This is a genomic window from Bradyrhizobium sp. 157 (assembly GCF_023073815.1).
Classification (GTDB): Bacteria; Pseudomonadota; Alphaproteobacteria; order Rhizobiales; family Xanthobacteraceae; genus Bradyrhizobium.
The window spans coordinates 39,205-55,449 of record NZ_JADPKF010000099.1 but is presented as its reverse complement, the minus strand read 5'-3'; the positions used below and the strand labels follow the sequence as shown (position 1 = coordinate 55,449).

Here is a 16,245-nt window from a genome sequence, read left to right as displayed (position 1 = left end):
GTTGGCCGGCAGGGGCAATTGCCAAATTCTCACCGTCGGCATAACATGAGGTTATGCCTGACCTCCGGCGGAAGCTGCCCTCGAGCCACGCGCTGTTCGTCTTTGACGCCGCCGCGCGCAATGGCAGCTTCACAGCGGCGGCCGCCGAACTGAACGTCACCCAGCCCGCGGTAAGCCGAATGCTCGGACAGTTCGAGGACTATCTCGGCGTTCGTCTGTTCGACCGGACCAATGGCCGCGCGGCTCTGACGGAAGAAGGCGAGATCCTCTATCGCCACGTATCCGATGGATTCCGCAGCATCGAAGGCGGCCTGATCGAGATCGACCGACGCCGCAAGGGCACCGAGACGGTCACGCTTTCGGTCTCCTCGGCGTTCACCACCCACTGGCTGATGCCCCGAATCGACAAACTGCAGCGCCAGTTTCCGACCGTCGATCTCCGTTTCCAGCTTATCTCCGGTCCGCTGCGTGGGCCGGTCGACAATGTCGATCTCGGCATGCGGTTTCGCGATCGATATGATCCCGAGCGGAACGGCGCGCTGGTCATGAAGGAAGTCATGCTGCCGATCTGCAGCCCGGCCTATCGAGACGCAGACAGCGCGGATGGACCGATCGAGGCCAACACCATCATCCGGCTCGCGGATACGCCGGGCGATTGGGCTGCAGAATACCCAACCTTTCTCACCAAACGATCCGGGCCCGCCAAGTCGCTGAGTTTTTCCGACTATGCGGTGGTGGTGCAGGCCGCGCTGCTCGGTCAAGGCATCGCGCTCGGCTGGCTTACGGTCGCATCGCATTGGCTGCTGACCGGCGCTCTGGTCCCGGCCTCGGAAATGCTCACCACGACACCGCGGCTTTGCGAACTGGTGCACCCGCATGACCGATCGATCCGGCCGGTCGTTGGCGAGATCAGGGGCTGGATCATCGATCAGATGCGCAGCGACATGGCCGCCATCGACCGGCTCTACCCGCGTTTACGGCTGATGGCTTCAAGCTATTAGGCACCGGCGCCATCTATTCCAGCGTCGGCGCTACCTCGCGGGCGACCTGCACCAGCGCCGCGATCAGCGGCGTCATCGGGTCGCGCTGCGGGATCACCATGCCGATGCTGTAGTCGACGACGGGATCGACGATCGGAATGCTGCGGACGGAGTCGGCCAACCCCAGCGTCTCCGCCAGCTTGGCTGGCATCACGCTCGCCCAACGCCCGGTCTTCACGTGCGTGTAGAGCACCAACAGCGAGTTCGAGGTCAGCGTCGGCGTGGCCTCGGCCCCAACGGAGGCCAGCGCGCGATCGATGATGCGGCGGTTCTGCATATCCGGCGTCAACAGGCACAGCGGCACCTGCCCGACCTCCTTCCAGGTGACCTGCTTGCGATCGCCGAACATGGCGTCGGGCGCCGTCAGCAGGCGATAGCTCTCGTTGTAGAGCGGAATGGTGCGAACCTTGCCGATCGGCTCGTTCTCGATATAGGTCAGCCCGGCATCGACCTCGAGATTTTCAAGAAGGCCCAGCACGTCGGCCGAGGTGCAGGACTGGATACGAAAGCGCACGTCGGGATAGCGCGCGCGGTACGGCGTCGTGAGCTGCGCCACCATGCCGAGCACGGTCGGGATCGCGGCGATCCGGATCTCGCCGGAGAGCTTGTCCTTGAGGCTGTTGATCTCCTGCCGCATCGCGCGGGCGTCGCCGACGATACGCCGCGCCCAGTCGAGCGTGCGCTCCCCCTCCGGCGTAAAGCCCTGAAAGCGGGAGCCGCGCTGCACCAGCATGACGCCGAGAATTTCCTCGAGTTGCTTGAGGCTGGTCGACATGGTCGGCTGGGTGACGCCGCAGGCTTCCGCCGCCCGCCCAAAATGCCGCTCCTTCGCGAGCGCCAGCAGAAGTTCAAGCTTGTCGATCAAAAGGATGGCCCCCGGAGTTTGGTGCTGAGGGCAGTTCGCCCGGTGGCCAGAAATAGCACGGCCTCCGGGCGGTCAAAACTTCAAAAGCAGCGTCTGGAACGCCGGATCCGCCGGTAATGGGTCAGGCGGCTTCCGGCGGATCGGCTCGTCCCACCAGTCTGCAGCAGCAGACTGGTTGCGAACGAAGGGTACAGGTTGCGGAGAGCGAAACGAGCCTATCACCGTCTCAATGCGGCATCGTCAGCCGGTTCAGCACCAGCCCTTCTTCCAGTGACCAGGCGGGCAGCCGCGGCCGCGCCAGCCGACTTTCCGGCCGCGGCTCCAACCAAACGGACGATAACCGTGCCCGCGGCCCCAACCATGCCCGCGGCCGTGCCCGCGCTTTACTTCGATCAGATCGCCCTTGACCAGAGAGTCGTGGATCAACGGGTAGCCGCGGGGCATCGCCGTTGCCGGGGACATGAAAGCGACTGGCAGTGTAAGTGCGATTCCGAACAGTAGTTTGCGCATGGGCGGTCCGCTCCAGGGTTGAAGACGCCATCCTCAAGCAGGAAAAAGCGGCAATAGTTCCACGCGATTGAGGCAGGCTTCGAAAGCCGCCATTGGCGCACCGCTCCCATCAAAAAATCAGGAAGGGCTGTCGATCGCCCGGGCGGCGCCATTTCTTCATCCGCAGCTGAAAAAAATGGGAACGATATCCATCGTCCCGCGTTGCACGAGCGAGCAGGTAGTTCAGGAAGGAGAAATCCACCGGAATTATCAGCTCAAAAGCCCCGTCAGTTATCTAAGATAGCTGGCGGGGTTTTGATTGGGAGGAGGCCCGTGCCCTTTGCGCTGTTCGCTGACGACCGGCAGATCGGCCCTGGCCTGCCGTCCGAGGCAGAGGTCTGGAAGCAAGCCCTGGACGCGTCCCTGATCTCCGATCTTCCCGTTGCCGATGAAGCAGGCGGCCTGTTTGTACCGGCCCGCTATCACGTGAAGGAAATCAGGGAAGAGTATTGCGCGCCGGATCCGGGCTGGAGGCTTCCGGACGAAATTTCCTGACGCTGCTTTGTCAGCGCCTCACGCACGCCCCTGTTATGCCTGCTTGACGAAGGTCAGACCGCTCACGGTCAGCCGTTCCTCGCTGGTTTCACCTTCGGCCACCAGCCTTTCAAGGTGGGTTTCGAGTTCCGGCAGCTTGCGGTCGAAATCAGCGCCAAGGCCCATCAGCTCGCAGGTTTTTCTGATGCGCTCGATGGGTTTGTCGAAAATGTTGATCTCGGTATGCATGCAGCCTCCGAATGACGGTGGTTCCGAGCGATCCCGGCGGAGCGATGATCGTTCCTCTGCACTTGGGAGCGACCTCGAACGGCTTCAACCCCCTTGGGCAGAGATGCCATCGCAACGCAAACCGAACGGAGCCGTGAGTTATCCGATGGACAGCCAACAGGAACGCCGCCGCCGAACGACCGTTGAAACGGAAGGGCTCATTGCCCGCCTGCTCTTTGTTTCGATCGGAGTGCCCGCATGAAAGTCGGCGATTTTGTTGTTGAGCGGCTCCACGCGTGGGGCGTCCGCCGAATTTATGGATATCCGGGCGACGGCATCAACGGCGTGACTGGCGCGTTGCAGCGCGCAGGCAACATCGAATTCATTCAGGCCCGGCACGAGGAAATGGCGGCCTTCATGGCGGTGGCGCACGCCAAGTTCACCGGCGAACTCGGAGTCTGCTTCTCGACCGGCGGTCCCGGCGCCACCCACATGATCACCGGTCTGTATGACGCCAAGCTCGACCACGTGCCCGTGCTGGCGATCTGCGGCCAGGCCGAGGCGACCGTGCGCGGCGCCAGCTACCAGCAGGAACTGAATCTCGATCGCATGTTCGCCGACGTCGCCGGCTTCGTACAGGAAGCCTCGTCGCCTGCTCAGGTACGGCATCTGATTGACCGCAGCATCCGTGTGGCGAAGGCCGGAAATTGTCCGTCGGTTCTGATTTTTCCGAAAGATATCCAGGATCAGGATTATGAAGAGCCTGCGGTTGCACACGGCTTCACACGCTCCGGCGTCGGATATCGCCGGCCGAAGATCATGCCTGACGATGCCGAACTCGCCCGGGCCGCGGAAATCCTCAATGCCGGGACCAAGGTTGCGATATTGATCGGCGCAGGCGCGCGTGGCACGGCCCCTCAATTGATCGAGCTGGCGGACCGTCTCGGCGCAGGCGTTGCAAAGGCGCTGCTCGGCAAGGACGTGCTGCCCGACGATTTGCCCTTCGTCACCGGTGCGATCGGATTGCTCGGCACCGAACCGAGTTGGGACCTCATGCAGGGCTGCGACACGCTATTGATGGTTGGAACCGGCTTTCCCTGGTCGGAATTCCTGCCCAAGGACGGCAGCGCCCGAGCCGTCCAGATCGACATCGAACCCTCGATGCTTTCGTTGCGCTATCCCGCCGAGGTCAACCTGCACGGCGACGCCGCGACCACCTTGAACGCGCTGCTGCCCCTGCTCAAGCGCAAGGAGGATCGGGACTGGTCGAAGAGCATCGAAACCAACATCGCCTCCTGGTGGAAGAAACTCGAGGGCCGCGCCATGGCGGATGCGGAGCCGGTGAATCCGCAGCGCGTGATCTGGGAGATGTCGCCGCTGTTGCCGGCGAACGCCATCGTCACCAGCGACAGCGGCTCGTGCGCCAACTGGTTTGCGCGCGACTACCGTGTGCAAACCGGTCAACTGGCCTCACTCTCCGGCGGCCTCGCGTCGATGGGTGCGGCGGTGCCTTATGCCATCGGCGCCAAGTTCGCGCATCCCGATCGCCCCGTGATAGCACTCGTGGGTGACGGCGCCATGCAGATGAACAACATGGCGGAATTGATCACCGTTCAGAAATACTGGAAGCAATGGACGGATCCCCGCTGGATCGTCTGCGTCTTCAACAATCAGGACCTCAACGAAGTGACGTGGGAGCAGCGCGTAATGGAAGGCAACCCCAAATTCGAAGCCTCCCAAGACATTCCCGATTTTCCATATTCGAGGTTCGGAGAGATGCTCGGCTTCAAGGGCATCTTCGTCGATTCCTCGGATCGGCTGAGCTCGGCCTGGCAGGAGGCTCTCACGAGCGATCGGCCGGTGGTGCTCGAAGTCAAGGCCGACCCGGAAGTCGCGCCGCTTCCGCCCCACGTAACGCTGCAGCAGGCCCGCGGCTTCATGTCGTCGATGATCAAGGGAGACGAGGCAACCGGGCATATGATCGGCGAAACGGCCAGACAAGTCTTTGATGGCCTCTTTGGCAAAAGAGACTGAGAAGCGGGCCGCGGACGGGCATCTGTCACAATAACGCGGCGATAACCATGCTGGCACCGCCGCGTTCCGGCCTTGAATTCCCGGTTCCCTGGCGGTATCTAGTGCGAACTTGTGCTACAATTGGATCGTCATGCTGAAGCAACGGATTATGTGCGCACTTGGAGCCGCGATCGTTCTGATCGTGCTTTCATTCGCGCCGTCTGTTGCCCAAGCCCATGCCGGCCACCAGCACCATGCTGCCGCTCACAACCATGGCGGGCATAGTGATACCGCTTTTGATCAAGCCGCCTTTGATCAATCCGAACGGTCGGCAGCGCGCGCAGTGTTGCAACAGGCTCCGCGGGAGCAAGGCGAGACGCCCGCCTCTTCGGACCGGAATTGCGTCGGCGCCTGCTGCACAGCCGCATGCGCCGCTTGCTGTGCGGCCGGGTTGCCGAATTTCGTGCAACTTGTCCCACTGTCCAGATCGGCAACGCGTGTTGCGTTTGTTCTGTCCCAGATAGGGCCAGATCGCGCACCTGAGTCCCTCAGGCGTCCTCCTAAATACTTCATCTGAACGCAAACGATCAGTGAATTTGCGCGGCCGGCGCTACGGCCCGCAACTGACGGCCATTCAGACTGAAGGATTTTGGTATGTTTTCCGATTTCGGGTGCAGTCTGCGCGCTCTCGCGGCAGTCGCAGCTCTGTGCGCTGCGATCGCTCCCGCTTCCGCCCATGAAGGTCATGACCACGGCGAACAACCTGCCGTCTCGACAGGTGCGTTGCCACGTGGCGAGGCCGATTCCGACACGTTCGAAATCGTTGCCGTCGCGCGCGGCGACAATCTCGAGATCCATCTCGACCGGTTCGCCACGAACGAGCCGGTGACGGGCGCAATACTTGAAGTTGAAACGCCAGGCGGCTCAGTAAAGGCTACGGAGCACACCGACGGTACGTACCGGCTACCGGCGCCGTGGCTGGCAAAGAACGGACGCACTGACCTCATCTTCACCGTTACAGCGGGAGAGGCCACCGACATTTTGCCGATGACGATTCAGACGGCGCGTGAGGCGGCGCAAAGTCCCGTACAAGGGGACGCGGCTCACGGCGAACACATCGGCACAACTTCGGTTCTCCTCGTTCTGGGCGGCCTGCTGACGGGGGCACTGCTAACGGCCATTGCGCTTCGCGGGAGACGAGCGGCGGCAATTGTCGCCATCCTTGCTGCGTTAGTCGCGGGCGTCCGTGAGACGAAGGCGCATGAAGGCCACGGCCATGAAGAAGACAAGGCGCAAGTCGCGATCAGCGTCGTTTCAGGAGAACGCGCCCAGCGCCTGCCGGATGGGGCGGTGTTCGTGCCCAAGTCGGTGCAGCGGATATTTGCGCTGCGGACGCTGGTCGCCGAACAGGCAAAGCACAGGAAGGTCACCGAACTTCCAGGCAGGATCATTCCCGATCCCAATGCCAGCGGGTATGTGCAATCCGCCGTGGGCGGCCGGCTTTCCGCGCCGCCGGAGGGTTTTCCTCGACTGGGCACACGGGTCAAACAAGGCGACATCCTGGGCTATGTCACGCCGCCCATTCAGGCGATCGACGTTTCCGACATGCGGCAGCGCCAGGGCGAGCTCGACCAGCAGATCTCGATCGTGGAACGCAGGTTCGCACGTTACGAACAACTCGCACCGTCGGGCGCCATTTCCCGGACTCAACTCGAGGACACGCGGCTGGAGCTGGAAGGGCTTCGCGAGCGGCGCGCATCGATTGACAAATCGCGCCGCGAACCCGAACCGTTGATTGCCCCGGTCGCAGGCGTCATCGCTGAAGGCAGTGCCGTGGCCGGCCAAATCGTCCAGCCAAGCTCCGTCGTCTTCAACATCATCGACCCCGCGCGGCTGTGGGTCGAAGCGCTGAGCTTCGAGAGCGTCGAACCATCGCAAGGCGCGCGGGCGTCGACGTATACCGGCAGGAATTACGACCTGATCTATCGCGGTACCGGCTTCGCGGATCGCAGCCAGTCGGTGCCGGTACATTTCGCCGTAACGGGCGACACGGCGGGGCTCAGGGCCGGCCAGTTCCTAACCGTGCTGGTCGCCACCGACGAAACAAAGGAAGGCCTTGCGGTGCCGCGCAGCAGCGTCGTGCGCGGGTCGAACGGCCAGGATTTCGTATACGAGCACATCGCGCCCGAGCGGTTCGTGCCAAGGAGCGTGCGCACCGAGCCCCTCGACGGCGACCGGGTGCTGATCGTGTCCGGTTTCGCTCCGGGCAAGCGGGTGGTGTCGCAAGGCGCCGACCTGCTCGATCACGTGCGCTGAAGGAACACATCCATGTTCACATTCCTGGTCAGCGTCTCGCTTCGCAACCGCCTCCTCGTTCTTGCGATGGCGGGCATTCTCGTTGTTCTGGGCGGCTATACCGCCCGCCAGTTGCCCGTCGACGTGTTTCCGGACCTCAATCGTCCGACCGTTACCATCCTGACGGAATCGGAAGGTTACGCGCCGCCGGAAGTCGAGCAGCTTGTCACGTTCCCGATCGAAACCCGGATGAACGGCGTGCCGGGCGTCAGCCGCGTGCGTTCGGTCTCGGGCGTCGGGCTTTCGATTGTGTACGTAGAGTTCGATTGGGGAACGGATATCTACCGCAACCGGCAGCTCGTCGCGGAGCGTCTCGCGCAAGTGCAGAGCCAGCTCCCCCTAAATGTCACCCCGCAGATGGGCCCCATCAGTTCGATCATGGGCCAAATTCTCCTGATCGCCGTGACCTCCAAGACAGCATCACCGATGGAGGTGCGCGAGATTGCGGATTTCACAATCAGGCCCCGGCTGCTTGCGATCCCCGGCGTTGCGCAGGTGATCCCGATCGGCGGCGAGGTCCGGCAGTACCGGATCGCGCCGCTGCCTTCTGCGCTACGGGCGCTCGGGGTGAGTTATGAGCAGGTGGAGCAGGCGCTCGCGCAGTTCGGCACCAACACCGGCGGCGGCTTCACGGACCAGCACGCCCGCGAATATCTCATCCGCAATATCGGCCGCACGACGAGCCTTGAAGACCTGCGCAACATCGTCGTCACCTCCATTGAAGGGCGCCCGATTCTGCTGCGGCAAGTAGCAAGCGTCGACTTTGCGCCCAAGATCAAGCGCGGCGATGCGGGTTATATGAGCCAACCCGCCGTCATCATCTCGGTTGAGAAGCAGCCCAAAGTCGATACGGTGCGGCTGACGCAGCAGATCACACAGGCGCTCGCGGAGCTGCAGCCGAGCTTGCCGTCCGGCGTGAAGACGGACGAGATCATTTTCAGGCAGGCGAGCTTCATTGAAAACTCGATCCACAACGTGCAACGGGTGCTCCTTGAAGCCGCGCTCGTGGTAGCCGTCATCCTGTTCGCGTTTCTTCTCAGCTGGCGCACGACGGCAATTTCGCTCACCGCGATCCCGGTCTCGATCCTGACCACGGCGATCATTTTCCAGCTACTCGGTCTCTCGATCAATACGATGACCCTGGGCGGCCTTGCGATCGCCATCGGGGAGCTGGTCGATGACGCCGTCGTCGATGTCGAGAATATCTTCCGCCGGCTGCGCGAGAACAGCGAGCAAGGTAGTCCCCGATCCGTGTTCGAGGTTGTCGTTTCGGCGTCCAATGAAGTGCGCTCGGGCATCGTTTACGCCACGATGATTATCGTCCTGGTATTCGTGCCGCTGTTCGCGCTCTCGGGCATCGAAGGACGGCTATTCGCGCCGCTCGGCCACGCCTACATTATCTCGATCCTCGCCAGCCTGCTGGTTTCGATCACGCTCACGCCCGTGATGGCCTATTACCTGCTGCCGGGGATGAGACGCCTCGCGCAGCGGGAAAGCTGGCTGGTCCGCAAGCTCAAATCGGCCAACCGCGCGGCGCTCGGGTTCGCTTTCGCCCACAAGGGATTGCTGCTCGGCGTGACGGCGCTGGCGGTGCTGGGCGCCGGTGCCGGCGCGTTCGCCTTGAAACGCGCGTTCCTTCCGGCTTTCAACGAAGGCACTTTCACGATCAATATTGCATTCACCCCTGGCGTTTCGCTTTCCGAATCTGCCCGGGTTGGATCAATCGCGGAACGCTTGCTGCTTGATGTGCCTGAGGTGATCAGCGTCGGGCGGCGTACGGGGCGCGCGGAACTGGACGAGCACGCGGAAGGCGTCCATTCGTCCGACCTCGAAGTCGATCTCAAGCCCTCGCAGCGGCCGAAAACCGAGATCGTCGCGGACATACGCTCGCGGCTTTCGGTGCTGCCGCTCTCGATCAATGTCGGACAGCCGATCTCGCACCGGCTCGATCATATGCTTTCGGGCATTCGCGCCGAACTTGCCCTGAAACTGTTCGGCGACGAGCTCGACACGCTCCGAAATAGCGCGGAAGAACTCCGTCTGCGGCTCTCGAAGATTGAAGGCATCCAGGACCTGCAGGTCGAAAAGCAGGTACGTATCCCGCAACTCGAAATCCGCGTCGATTATACGCGAGCCGCTTTGTACGGCGTACAGCCGGGAGCCGTGACCGATCAGTTATCGCGCCTGTCGAGCGGGCGCGTTATCTCGCGCGTGGTCGATGGCTATAAGCGCTACGACGTTGTCATGCGGCTGCCCGACCGGCTTCGCACCACCGAGAAGCTCGGCGACCTCCTGATCAAAACTCCGTCGGGGTGGATACCGGCACGTCAGATCGCAGATGTGAAGGAGACCGATGGTCCAAACCAGATCCTGAGAGAAAACGGCCGAAGACGCATCGTCGTGCTGGCCAACTCCGACGGACAGACCGACATGGCCGAAATCGTCCGCCGCATCCGCTCGGAGCTTCAGGCGACCAGGCTGCCGCAGGGGGTCACCGCAAGCCTTGAAGGTACATTCCAGGCTCAGGAAGAGGCAAGCCGCACCATCGGCATACTCTCGGCCATCTCTCTCGCGCTGATCTTCGCAATCCTCTACAGCCGCTACCGCTCCGCCGTGCTGGCCTTGATCATCATGGGCGGGGTGCCGCTCGCGCTGATCGGTTCGGTCGCGGCGCTGGCGCTGACGGACCAGCCGCTATCTGTCGCCAGTATGATCGGCTTCATCACCCTCACGGGGATCGCGACACGCAACGGCATTCTCAAGATAAGCCACTACATCAATCTCGCCTTTCACGAGGGCATGGAGTTCGGGCCGGAGCTTGTGATCCGCGGAAGCCTCGAGCGCATGACACCTGTGCTGATGACGGCGCTGTCCGCGGGGTTTGCGCTGCTGCCGCTGCTGATCGCGGCAGACGAGCCGGGCAAGGAGATACTGCATCCGGTCGCCGTGACGATCTTCGGCGGGCTTGTCAGCGCGACACTGCTCGATGCGCTGATCACGCCCGTGCTGTTTCTCATGTTCGGCAGAAAGCCGCTGATTCGGCTGATGCAACGGCAGTCCGACGAGTCTCTCGGGAAACATGCTGCTTCACATTCGTATTGATCGCTCACGCCTTGAAAGGAGACCGCGCATGAAGTTCAGATACCTCACTCTGGGCGCCGCCCTGCTGGCCGGGCTGCCGGCGTACGCGCACGAGCCGAACGGTTCACATGGAGGGCGCGTCGGCGATGCCGGCGCCTATCATGCGGAACTCGTTGTGAGAGACAAGACGGTTGAGATCTTCCTCACAGGCGAAGACGACAAACCGGTTGATCCGAAGGGATTTAAGGGCGTTGCCATTTTCAATCTGGGAGGAAAGGCAGAGCGCATAACGCTCGCTCCTTCGGAGAAGAACGTGTTGAGCGGGACCGCGGCTACGGCCCTGCCGGCTCATCCCAAGGGAGCGATTCAGTTCACCGCACCCGACGGCAAAACTGCAACCGCGCGGTTTGACTGACGCGCCCGACACACCATCGGCGGCCAATGCCTATTCCCGACCGACCAGTGCCTGGAAAACCCGCCTCACCTCGCCTTGCGTCTCGCGCAGGCGCGCTTCCAGCGTCGAGAAATCCGGCGTGTCGCCGGCGCGCGCCATCACGCGCAACAGGTTCTCGCCCGACGTCTCCGGCTTGAATTTGCCGGTGACGCAAAGCCGCAATATCTGCGTCAGGTCGTGATAGAGCCGTGCCGCCGAACGCAAAATCTCGGCGTCGGATGGCGGCAGCACGCCGAGGCGTGCGGCGTTGTCGAGCACCTGCAGCGTGGAGACGCTGAGGATCTCGGGTTTCTCCGAGGCGTGAACGAGCTGCAAATACTGCGCGATGAAATCGATGTCGACCAGGCCGCCGGCGGCGAGCTTGAGGTCCCAGATCTCGTCCTCGCCCTTCTCCAGCGCAATCGCCCGGCGCATGTCTGCGACGTCGCCGGCGGTAGAGGCCGCATCGCGCGGCCGCGTCAGCACGCCGCGGATCGCGTCCTCGATCGCTTTCCGAAACGCCGGTGAAGCCGAGATCACCCGCGCCCGCGTCAGCGCCATATGCTCCCAGGTCCAGGCTTCGCGTTCCTGATAATCGGAAAAGGAATCGATCCGCGACGCCAGCGGCCCGGCGCGGCCCGACGGCCGCAGCCGCATGTCGACGTCGTAGAGTACGCCGTAATTGGTCCGCGTCGTAAATGCCGAGATCAGCCGCTGGGTCAGCCGCGTAAAATATTGTGCGCCGTGCAGCGATCGTTCGCCGTCGGAATCGGGATTGTCCGCGTCGAAATTATACAGCAGGATCAGGTCGAGATCGGAAGATGCCGTCATCTCGCGGCTGCCGAGCCGGCCCATCGCGAGGATCGCGGTCTCCTGTCCCTTGATGCGGCCGTACTGGGTCGCGAACTGATCTGTCACCAGGCCGTGCACGGTGTGCACGATGCCCTCGGCGACGTCGGCAAAGGCGACGCCAGCGTGCTGGGCGGAAACCGTGCCGGACAGGATCCGCGTGCCGATCAAGAACAGGCTCTCCTGCCCGAACAGCCGCAGGCGATCGAGGAAGTCTTCGTAAGAGTCCGCGTCCTTCAGCGTCGCCGCCAGCCGCGCCGACAATTCCTTCCGGTCCGGCATCGCGCCGAAGAAACGGGGATCGATCAAGCCGTCCATGATCTGCGGCTGGCGCGCCAGCATGTCGCCGAGCCGCGGCGCGGCGCCGAGGATCAAGGCCACAAGGGCGACCAGATCGCGGTTCTGGCTCAACAGTGAAATCAGCCGGCCGCCGCGCTGCAATGCGCCGAGAAAGCGATCGAACGTGGTCACGGCGTCGTCGGGATCTTCGGCATGCGCGAGACCGTGGATCAGGCCGGGCACGAATTCGATGAAGGCAGCCTTGGTCGCCTCGTTGCGGAGCGCGCGATAGTTGCCCTGCATCCAGTGCTGCAGGGTGCCAGCCACCGCGACCGGCTTCTTGAAGCCAAGCATCGTCAGGTGATCGAGCAGGCGCGCATCCTCAGGCCCGCCGGCATAATTGAGCTGCGGCAGCTTCACCGTGCCGGTCGGATCGCCCTCGAACAGCTTGCCGTAATGCCCCTGCACGACATCGAGATGGCCGAGCAAGTCCTTCGCAAAGGCCGCCCGGCTCTCATAGCCGAAGAAGTTCGCAAAACGCTCCACGGCCTCGGCGTCTTCCGGCAACGTGTGGGTCTGCTCGTCGCACATCATCTGCAGCCGGTGCTCGACGCGGCGCAGAAATTCATAAGCCGCCGTCAATTCGTCGCAGGCCTGAAAGCTGATCCAGTTGCTGGTCGCCAGCACCTGCAGCGCATGCAGCGTGGACCGCACCCGCAGTTCCGGATGGCGGCCGCCGGCAATGAGCTGTTGCGTCTGCGCGAAAAACTCGATCTCGCGGATGCCGCCGCGGCCAACCTTGACGTTATGACCTTCGACCGCGATCTCGCTCTGGCCGCGATAGGTCTGCATCTGCCGCTTCATTTCGTGGACGTCGGTGAGCGCGGCAAAATCCAGATGCTTGCGCCAGACGAACGGCGACAGTTCCGCGATCAGCGCCTCGCCCGCTTTGGCGTCGCCGGCGCAAACGCGCGCCTTGATCATCGCGGCGCGTTCCCAGGTCCGCCCTTCCCGCTCGTAATAGTGTAGCGCCGCTTCCGTCGAGATCGCCACCTGCGTTGAGGCCGGATCGGGCCGCAGGCGCAGATCGACGCGGAACACGTAGCCCTCGCCGGAGCGTTGCTGCAGCAGACGGGCGAGCGTCTGCGTCACCCGCACGAAGAACGGCGCCGGCTCGATGTCTGCTGCCAGCGAGGTGCGGGCGGGATCGAAAAACACGATCAGGTCGATGTCGCTGGAGTAGTTCAATTCGCCGGCGCCCATCTTGCCCATCGCGAGCACGATCAATCCACTGCCCTCCTCCGGCCGGTCATGATTGGCGGCGGTCATGCGACCGCGCGCGGCCTCCTGGCGCAGCAGGAAGCGCAGCGCCGTCTGCACCGAGACCGTCGCCAGATCAGTCAGCTCCGCCGTCACCCGCATCACCGGCCAGACGCCGCCGATATCGCATAGTGCGATCAATAGTGCGGCCTCCGACTTCAAGCGGCGAAGCAGATGCATCACCTCGGCTTCGCTGGCGGCAGCGAGCACGTCGCGCGATGTCTTCTCGATCAGTGCGGCGAGATGCTGTTCCGGATCGCATGCCAACAGGCGGATCAGCCGCGCGGCGTCGGCGCGGATCAGGTCGAACAGGTATGGCGAGAACTCGACGATGCCGAGCAGGATAGCCCTGGCAAGCGGACGATCCAGCCACAGGCCGATCTCGGCCGCCTGCGCCGGCTCCAGTTCGGCGAGCCAGTCTCTGAGGCGTTGTTCGGCGTTGCTATTGGCTGCGATATGCGGCCCGCTGACGAACCGCGCAGCCAAGGCGGAGGAATTCATGCCACCTTCTGTGGCACATCCTGCGTTTGAGCCGCAAGCCTGTCGCCCGCGGCAGATAGCGCCGGGACGACCAGCGTTGCGGTCAGGCCGGGACGGGAATCGGCGAGCCTGAGTTCGCCGCCATGCAAGGTCGCCACCGCGGAGGCCAGGCTGAGCCCGAGGCCGGAACCCGGCAGCGTGCGGCTCGCCTCAAGCCGCACGAATCGCTCGACCGCGTGCTTGCGATCGCCTTCGGGAATGCCGGGTCCATGATCGGTGACGCTGAGTAGCACGTGGTCGCCTTCGCGCCGCGCCTCGATCAGGATCTCCCGAGTGCGCGCCGCGGCGGCAGGGTCCAGCGGCTGCACCACTGGCGAAGGCTTGCCGTACTTGATGGCGTTCTCGACCAGATTGGCAAGTGCCTGGCTGATCAGTTCGCGGTTGCCGTGCAGCCGCGCAGTGCCGGTCTTGACGCGCAGGGTCATACCGTCGTCTTCGGCTAGTGGCTCGTACAATTCGTGGATGCCCTTGGCGACGTCGGCCGCATCGAAATCATCCATGTTGCCGCGCGCCTGCCCGGACTCGGCGCGTGCGATCATCAACAGCGCGTTGAAGGTGCGGATCAGGCCGTCGGATTCCTCGATGATACGCTCCAGCGCGGCGCGGTATTCGGCCTCGCTGCCGGAGCTCGCCAGCGCCTCCTCGGCGCGGTTGCGCAGGCGCGTCAGCGGCGTTTTCAGATCGTGGGCAATGTTGTCGGAGACTTCCTTCAGCCCCATCATCAGCGCCTCGATGCGCTCCAGCATGGCGTTGAGGTTTTCCGCGAGGCGATCGAGCTCGTCGCCGCTGCGTCCAACCGGCAGACGCCCGGAAAGGTCGCCGGCCATGATGCGCCTTGTGGTACCGGTCATGGCGTCGATCCGTTGCAGCACCCGCCGCGCCACGAAGATGCCGCCGCCGATGCCGAGCACGATGACGACCAGCAGCGACCATTGCGCGGCGTTGGCGACGATGCCGAACAACCGGCGGCGCTCTTCGAGGTCGCGGCCGACCAGAAGGCGGAAACCGTTGGTGAGTTCGGTGACGCGCACCAGCGCGCGGTGATCGGCCGTGTCCTGCTCGTCGAGCCGGCGATAGCCGGTCTCCGACCAGCCGGTCGAGGCCATCACGCCCGGCGCCAGCGCGCCGACATTGCCGCCGACCGCCACCCCTTCCGGCGTCGTGACGAGATAGAGGTTGGCACCCGGCCGCAGCGCGCGGTTGGCGACTGTGCGGGCAACGCCGTGCAAACCGCGGCGCGTGTAGATGTCGTTGATCTCGGCGGTTTCGGCGTTCACCGTGGTGGTGATCTGTTCGTTGATCAGCCTTCGCGTATTCCAGGCGAAATAGCCGACCAGCGACGCCGCAAACAGCGCAAACAAAAACAGATAGACCAGCGTCAGCCGGAACGCCGTGGTGCGGATCAGTTTACCGAAGGCCGTCACGGATCATGTATCCGGCGCCCCGGATCGTGTGCAGCAAGGGCCGGTCAAAGCCCTTGTCGATCTTGGAACGCAGCCGTGAAATATGCACATCGATGACGTTGGTCTGCGGATCGAAATGATAATCCCAGACGTTTTCGAGCAGCATGGTGCGGGTCACCACCTGGCCTGCATGCTTCATCAAATATTCGAGCAGGCGAAACTCGCGCGGCTGCAGCGTCAACTCGTCCTTGCCGCGCGCGACCCGATGCGAGAGACGGTCGAGCTCGAGATCGCCGACGCGGTAGGTGGTCTCTTCGGCCGGACCGACATTGCGGCGCGACAGCACTTCGACGCGCGCCTGCAATTCGGCGAATGAATAGGGCTTTGGTAGATAGTCGTCGCCGCCGGCGCGCAGCCCCTTGATGCGATCGTCGACCTGGCCGAGCGCAGAAAGAATCAGAACCGGCGTGCGATCGCCCTTCTCGCGCAACGCGCCGATCACGGAGAGGCCGTCGCGCTTGGGCAGCATGCGGTCGACCACCAGCACGTCGTAGTCGCCGCTCTCGGCCATCGACAGCCCCTCCTCGCCATCGCTGGCGAGATCGGCGACATAGCCGACTTCACGGAACGCCTTGACCAGATAGTCGGCGGACTCGCGGTCGTCTTCGATGATCAACAGGCGCATCTGGTTGACGGGTGTGGGGATTGCTGCGGGGGCGCTCACAGGATTTGGTTCCTCTTCACCATGGCGCGGCCGCCCTGCACATGCAAGGCGACCGCGCAGTATCGCGATCAAGTGAAAAGAGCGGGCGATGA

The 16,245-nt window shown here is 63.4% G+C and carries 12 protein-coding genes; 6 read left to right on the top strand and 6 right to left on the bottom strand.

From position 1 onward, the window contains the following. The first annotated feature begins 53 nt into the window (after window positions 1-53). Window positions 54-1,001 (top strand): LysR family transcriptional regulator, encoded by a 948-nt coding sequence (locus IVA95_RS30920; protein ID WP_247513935.1) that lies wholly within the window; start codon window positions 54-56, stop codon window positions 999-1,001. A gap of 13 nt (window positions 1,002-1,014) precedes the next feature. On the opposite strand, the gene IVA95_RS30915 is transcribed toward IVA95_RS30920, so the two are convergent. After that, window positions 1,015-1,905 (bottom strand): LysR family transcriptional regulator, encoded by an 891-nt coding sequence (locus IVA95_RS30915; protein ID WP_213251794.1) that lies wholly within the window; start codon window positions 1,903-1,905, stop codon window positions 1,015-1,017. Window positions 1,906-2,154: 249 nt separating this feature from the next. Continuing rightward, a complete protein-coding gene (locus IVA95_RS30910) occupies window positions 2,155-2,415 on the bottom strand; it encodes a hypothetical protein (protein ID WP_247513934.1) in 261 nt (86 codons plus the stop codon). Window positions 2,416-2,727: 312 nt separating this feature from the next. On the opposite strand from IVA95_RS30910, the gene IVA95_RS30905 reads away from it, so the two are divergent. Next, a complete protein-coding gene (locus IVA95_RS30905) occupies window positions 2,728-2,949 on the top strand; it encodes a hypothetical protein (RefSeq protein WP_247513933.1) in 222 nt (73 codons plus the stop codon). Window positions 2,950-2,982: 33 nt separating this feature from the next. On the opposite strand, the gene IVA95_RS30900 is transcribed toward IVA95_RS30905, so the two are convergent. After that, window positions 2,983-3,177 carry a hypothetical protein gene (locus IVA95_RS30900; RefSeq protein WP_247513932.1) on the bottom strand — a complete coding sequence of 65 codons (195 nt, stop codon included), beginning with the start codon at window positions 3,175-3,177 and terminating at the stop codon, window positions 2,983-2,985. A gap of 237 nt (window positions 3,178-3,414) precedes the next feature. Here IVA95_RS30900 and IVA95_RS30895 point away from each other — a divergent pair, with 237 nt between their 5' ends. From IVA95_RS30895 to IVA95_RS30880, 4 genes are all read left to right on the top strand, one after another. Next, window positions 3,415-5,190: a thiamine pyrophosphate-requiring protein gene (locus IVA95_RS30895; protein ID WP_247513931.1), complete on the top strand. Its 1,776-nt coding sequence runs from the start codon at window positions 3,415-3,417 to the stop codon at window positions 5,188-5,190. 633 nt (window positions 5,191-5,823) lie between these two features. After that, window positions 5,824-7,485, top strand: a complete 1,662-nt coding sequence (locus tag IVA95_RS30890) for an HlyD family efflux transporter periplasmic adaptor subunit (protein WP_247513930.1) — start codon at window positions 5,824-5,826, stop codon at window positions 7,483-7,485. 12 nt (window positions 7,486-7,497) lie between these two features. Continuing rightward, a complete protein-coding gene (locus tag IVA95_RS30885; RefSeq protein ID WP_247513929.1) occupies window positions 7,498-10,626 on the top strand; it encodes an efflux RND transporter permease subunit in 3,129 nt (1,042 codons plus the stop codon). After that, a complete protein-coding gene (locus IVA95_RS30880; protein ID WP_346658081.1) occupies window positions 10,604-11,020 on the top strand; it encodes a hypothetical protein in 417 nt (138 codons plus the stop codon). The genes IVA95_RS30885 and IVA95_RS30880 overlap by 23 nt, the downstream gene beginning before the upstream one ends. 30 nt (window positions 11,021-11,050) lie before the next feature. On the opposite strand, the gene IVA95_RS30875 is transcribed toward IVA95_RS30880, so the two are convergent. From IVA95_RS30875 to IVA95_RS30865, 3 genes are read right to left on the bottom strand one after another with little or no spacing between them, the layout of a single operon-like run. Next, window positions 11,051-13,987, bottom strand: coding sequence for a bifunctional [glutamine synthetase] adenylyltransferase/[glutamine synthetase]-adenylyl-L-tyrosine phosphorylase (locus tag IVA95_RS30875; protein WP_247513928.1), 2,937 nt, complete (start codon window positions 13,985-13,987; stop codon window positions 11,051-11,053). After that, window positions 13,984-15,450 carry an ATP-binding protein gene (locus IVA95_RS30870; RefSeq protein WP_247513927.1) on the bottom strand — a complete coding sequence of 489 codons (1,467 nt, stop codon included), beginning with the start codon at window positions 15,448-15,450 and terminating at the stop codon, window positions 13,984-13,986. The genes IVA95_RS30875 and IVA95_RS30870 overlap by 4 nt, the downstream gene beginning before the upstream one ends. Then, a complete protein-coding gene (locus IVA95_RS30865) occupies window positions 15,434-16,114 on the bottom strand; it encodes a response regulator transcription factor (protein WP_247513974.1) in 681 nt (226 codons plus the stop codon). Before IVA95_RS30865 ends, IVA95_RS30870 begins: the two co-directional genes overlap by 17 nt. Between the last annotated feature and the right edge of the window lie 131 nt (window positions 16,115-16,245).

What these genes read in the sequence shown, in the direction of transcription:
- IVA95_RS30885 (WP_247513929.1), top strand. Translation starts at nt 7,498, where the DNA reads ATGTTCACATTCCTGGTCAGCGTCTCGCTTCGCAACCGCCTCCTCGTT.
- IVA95_RS30875 (WP_247513928.1), bottom strand. Translation starts at nt 13,987, where the DNA reads ATGAATTCCTCCGCCTTGGCTGCGCGGTTCGTCAGCGGGCCGCATATC.
- IVA95_RS30880 (WP_346658081.1), top strand. Translation starts at nt 10,604, where the DNA reads ATGCTGCTTCACATTCGTATTGATCGCTCACGCCTTGAAAGGAGACCG.
- IVA95_RS30920 (WP_247513935.1), top strand. Translation starts at nt 54, where the DNA reads ATGCCTGACCTCCGGCGGAAGCTGCCCTCGAGCCACGCGCTGTTCGTC.
- IVA95_RS30900 (WP_247513932.1), bottom strand. Translation starts at nt 3,177, where the DNA reads ATGCATACCGAGATCAACATTTTCGACAAACCCATCGAGCGCATCAGA.
- IVA95_RS30895 (WP_247513931.1), top strand. Translation starts at nt 3,415, where the DNA reads ATGAAAGTCGGCGATTTTGTTGTTGAGCGGCTCCACGCGTGGGGCGTC.
- IVA95_RS30910 (WP_247513934.1), bottom strand. Translation starts at nt 2,415, where the DNA reads ATGCGCAAACTACTGTTCGGAATCGCACTTACACTGCCAGTCGCTTTC.
- IVA95_RS30865 (WP_247513974.1), bottom strand. Translation starts at nt 16,114, where the DNA reads ATGCGCCTGTTGATCATCGAAGACGACCGCGAGTCCGCCGACTATCTG.
- IVA95_RS30890 (WP_247513930.1), top strand. Translation starts at nt 5,824, where the DNA reads ATGTTTTCCGATTTCGGGTGCAGTCTGCGCGCTCTCGCGGCAGTCGCA.